This is a genomic window from Oleiphilus sp. HI0066, from assembly GCF_001635725.1.
The window spans coordinates 1-715 of record NZ_LWFH01000212.1 but is presented as its reverse complement, the minus strand read 5'-3'; the positions used below and the strand labels follow the sequence as shown (position 1 = coordinate 715).

The following is a 715-nucleotide window of genomic DNA, read 5'->3' as shown; positions in this document are numbered from 1 at the left end:
AAGCCACGCATCCTAAGCTCGAAAATCAATCTTGTTATTTATACGAACCGCATCATCACTCTAAGCAAAATATCATTCATACGCTCAATTATTTGAACATTCCCTACCAACAGTTCGATACATTGAAAGAGCTGATTTCAGCAATTGAGCAAGACGGAAAGAACGACACACAAACTAATCGCTTCGCTCTTATTTCATTAAGCGATAAAGAACTCGAAGAAGAATGTATTTACCAAGCTTTTAAATGTGTAAATGCCTTAGACATCAACATTCTTACCTATACCCCATCGCTATTACATTACGACTATAAAATACTGCGACAGATTAGCGTGCATATGACAAAGCCCGCTACCTACACGAATTTATCGCAAAGTTTAGTATCGGCTTTAAACAAAGGCATTACCTCAGACCATGCCGAGGAATATGCTCTGCCTCATTTTGCGAATAATGCGACGATTCTGGCCGTCGATGACAATGAAATGAACTTGAGCCTGGTTAAGGCGCTCGTAAAAGAAATGGGCATTGATATTGATTTAGCCGATAGTGCTGAGCAAGCAATCGATTTATGTAAGAAGCAATATTACCCACTTATTCTGATGGATATTCAAATGCCGGACATGGATGGCATTGAAGGCATGAAGCGTATCAAAACCCTTAGTAATTATTACGATCACAACCAAATCATAGCCCTGACTGCTTTTGCCCTACCAAATGA

At 39.4% G+C, this 715-nt stretch carries 1 protein-coding gene; it reads left to right on the top strand.

Going from position 1 to position 715, the window contains the following annotated elements:
• Window positions 1–715, top strand: a 715-nt coding sequence (locus A3738_RS03280) for a response regulator (RefSeq protein WP_156503918.1), incomplete at both ends; no start/stop codon positions are given.